The following is a 3,159-nucleotide window of genomic DNA, read 5'->3' as shown; positions in this document are numbered from 1 at the left end:
CCACGGAAGCCCCCGCCACCGGAGCCTTGAGCGACGCGGGCGCCACGGCCTCCACGGATGCCGGGACGACGGCGGCCGCCGCCACGTGTTCCGCGCGCGGCCTGAGCGCCGTGCCGAAGCCGACCGCGAAGCCCCTGCCTCCCGCGGCGGCGTCCATGCGCGAGCGCATCATCGCGGCGGCGGTGGCCTGCGACTACGCGGCGCTCCAGACGCTGGGCGACGAGAAGGGCAAGGCCGTGCGCTTCTCCTATGACCCCGACCAGGACATGGCCACCACGTGGCGCATCCAGGAGGAGTGGGCGGAAGCGCCGCAGCCCGTGCTGTCCCGGCTGGTCCAGGTCCTCAACCTGCCCTCCTACCAGGAGGGCAACCTCATCTACTGGCCCACCGCGTTCCGCGAGGGCGCCACCGACGCGGACTGGCGCGCGCTCAAGGGCCTCTACCCCGACGACCAACTCCAGGCGATGCGCAAGGACAAGAGCTACCTGGGCCTGCGCGTCGGCATCACCGTGGACGGCGACTGGCAGCTCGCCGTCGCCGGGGACTGAAGCGTCAGTCGCCGGTGAGGAACCGCGCGACGGCCTCCTGCACCTCTTCGTCGCCCACCATCCCCACGTGGTCGGCCTTCGTCTCCAGCCGGTCCACGTGCAGGGGCGCCGGAGGCAGCGCGCGGGACATCAGCACGGAGCCGTCGCCCGCAGCGACGATGGGGTCCTCGAACGTGGGCTTCCCGTCGATGACCCGGAAGGATTTGATCAGCTGCTGCCCCACGCCCACCACCGCCAGCGTCCGGAACGGCGGCGGCGGTCCCTCCCGGTCGGAGAGCGACCGGGCCAGGCTCGCGCGCGCCTCCAGCATGCGCTCCAATTGCTCGCGGTACGCGGGGTCCGTGCGCAGGCCCCCATCCTGGAACACGCCCCACCCGCCCTGGATCCACGCCTCGGGCGAGTACGCGTCGAAGGCCACCGGCTGACCGCTCGCGTCCGCGAAGAAGTCGCTCTCAGCGGGGAGCAACTGGAACGCGGACGCGAAGGTGAACAGCGCCTCGGGTGACAGCAGCGCGTGGTTGCGCCCCACCTGCGTGCCCAGCGTGAAGTCGTCGAACATGCCCGGCGCCCCACGGAAGGGCGTGCCCAGGAACACCACCCGCTTCACGTGCCGCGCGCCCGCCCACGTGGGCTCACCCGTGTCGTCGCCCAGCCCGTAGCGCAGGCACTGCAGGGTGATGAGGCCCCCCATGCTGTGCGCCACGAGGTTCACCTTCACCTTGCCCCCGCGCGCCTCCGCCAACTGGTCCAACAGCGCGCACAGCCGCTTCGCCGTCTCGCGGTTGTCCTGGCGCCAGTCGTAGTCGAAGACCACGAAGCCCGGCAGCCGGTCGCGGCCGAACTCCAGGAAGCCCTTGTAGACGTCGTACTTCGCCACCCACGGCAGCACCGTGAAGCGCGTCACCGGCCCGTCCGACTCCAGTGCGCCGAAGCGGGGCGCGGGCCGCTGGCCGGCAAACGGCAGCGCCAGCGAGCGCTCCCCGCGCGACAGCACGTCCCCCACCGACACCCAGGCCCGCTCGCGCTCCGCGCCCGTCGAGGTGAGGAACGAACCCCGGTAGCCGTGGATGAAGACCGTCACCTCTTCACCGGTGGGCGGGGGCACCGCGACGCGAGAGGCGGTGCAGGCGCTCAACAACATCAGGACCGGGAGTGAAAACAGGCGCATGGGCCCACGGTCTCGCTCAGCGTCGCGCCGCAAGCAAGGACCGGCTGCGCACCGGAAGCCCGTGACACGTCAGCGCGAACGGCCGGGCGTGTCAGGTCTCCGCTGACACGTCCGGAGGTCAGGATTGCCCTCCCATTGGACACTCCTTCCGCCCTGGGGGCCCCTTGCGCGCCCTGGCCTGCCGAGTGCAAAAGACGACAATAGAACGACCCGGTCCGGGTCCTGGGAGCACACGGAACATGGATGCCATTGTCGAGCAGTTGAAGTCGCTGGCCCTGACGGAGGCGCTGCCGCTGCTCCTCAAGGTGATTGGCGCGCTGATCATCTGGTTCGTGGGCCGCACGGTCATCAGCGGCTTCCGCAAGGTGCTGGACATGGCCCTGCAGCGGCGGCAGCTGGATGCCACGCTGATCCGCTACATCGGTTCGCTCTTCACGGGCGCCCTCACCATGATGCTGATGGTCGGCATCCTGGGCCTGATGGGCGTGGAGACCACGTCCTTCGCCGCGCTGATCGCCGCGGCGGGTATCGCCATCGGCGCGGCCTGGTCCGGCCTGCTCGCCAACTTCGCCGCGGGCGTCTTCCTGCTGGTGCTGCGCCCCTTCCGCGTGGGCGAGGAGATCTGCGCCGGCGGGGTGGTGGGCATCGTGCAGGAGATTGGCCTGTTCGTGACCACGCTCGACACGTCCGACAACGTGCGCATCTCCGTGGGCAACAACCAGATGTTCAGCGACAACATCATCAACTACAGCCACCACCCGCACCGCAAGATGACGGTCAAGGTGCCGCTGGTGCACAGCGCGGACGCGCGGACGCTGATGCAGGCGCTGACGGACCGCATGGCCAGCGTGCCCGGCGTCCAGGCGAAGCCCGCGCCCCAGGTGGAGGTGGCGGAGTTCACGCTCCACGGGCCCGTGCTGGCCGTGTGCATCTTCTGCAAGCCCACCGAATTCAACGACACGCAGGCGAACGTCGGCGAAGCGGTGGTGGAGATCCTCCAGCTCGCCAACTACGGCGCCTCCGTCCCCGCCCCGTCCCTGGCCGCCGAGCCTCCGGCGGTGTCGAAGGCCGGCTGAGTCACGAAGCTCGACGCACGCGAACACCCCGCCGGGGAGCTGGGAGGGCCGCCCTCCCCGGCGGACGACCCGGGAAGCCGGGCACACCTGGCACGACATCCGACGTCCTTCCTCCCGCGAAAGCGGAGGAAGAAGCTATTTCCGTAAATACCTGGATTCATTCGGCTGGGCGCTGGATCGCCCCCATGACAGGTCGCTCGATAGCGGAATAGTCTCATCCATGTGAATTTGACCCACCCCTGCGCCGACCCCGGAAGAACGGCGCAGGGCGTCAAACCCACAGCGACAACAGGTCGAAGTCCTCGCGAGTCCATCGCCCCGGGTGGCGCTCGCGTGCGGTGGCGTCCCCGAGTGCGGAGTTCATGAG

At 69.9% G+C, this 3,159-nt stretch carries 3 protein-coding genes; 2 read left to right on the top strand and 1 reads right to left on the bottom strand.

What is annotated here, in order from left to right:
* The coding region (locus D7Y13_RS02340) for a hypothetical protein (RefSeq protein WP_341870390.1) at positions 1-548 on the top strand (548 nt) is incomplete at its 5' end.
* A 4-nt stretch (positions 549-552) separates the two neighbouring features.
* Here the strand turns inward: D7Y13_RS02340 and D7Y13_RS02335 are convergent.
* On the bottom strand, positions 553-1,716 hold the full coding sequence (locus D7Y13_RS02335) for an alpha/beta hydrolase (RefSeq protein ID WP_120581898.1): 1,164 nt from the start codon (positions 1,714-1,716) through the stop codon (positions 553-555).
* Between the two features lie 239 nt (positions 1,717-1,955).
* On the opposite strand from D7Y13_RS02335, the gene D7Y13_RS02330 reads away from it, so the two are divergent.
* Positions 1,956-2,792 (top strand): mechanosensitive ion channel family protein, encoded by an 837-nt coding sequence (locus tag D7Y13_RS02330; protein WP_120533307.1) that lies wholly within the window; start codon positions 1,956-1,958, stop codon positions 2,790-2,792.
* Positions 2,793-3,159 lie beyond the last annotated feature (367 nt).

Origin of the sequence: Corallococcus praedator (genome assembly GCF_003612125.1) — a bacterium.
GTDB classification, from domain to species: domain Bacteria; phylum Myxococcota; class Myxococcia; order Myxococcales; family Myxococcaceae; genus Corallococcus; species Corallococcus praedator.
The sequence above is the reverse complement of the archived record's forward strand: the minus strand, read 5'-3'. Positions and strand labels throughout refer to the sequence as shown.

Excerpts from the sequence above, each read along its gene's own strand:
- D7Y13_RS02335 (WP_120581898.1), bottom strand. The coding sequence starts at position 1,716 with ATGCGCCTGTTTTCACTCCCGGTCCTGATGTTGTTGAGCGCCTGCACC.
- D7Y13_RS02330 (WP_120533307.1), top strand. The coding sequence starts at position 1,956 with ATGGATGCCATTGTCGAGCAGTTGAAGTCGCTGGCCCTGACGGAGGCG.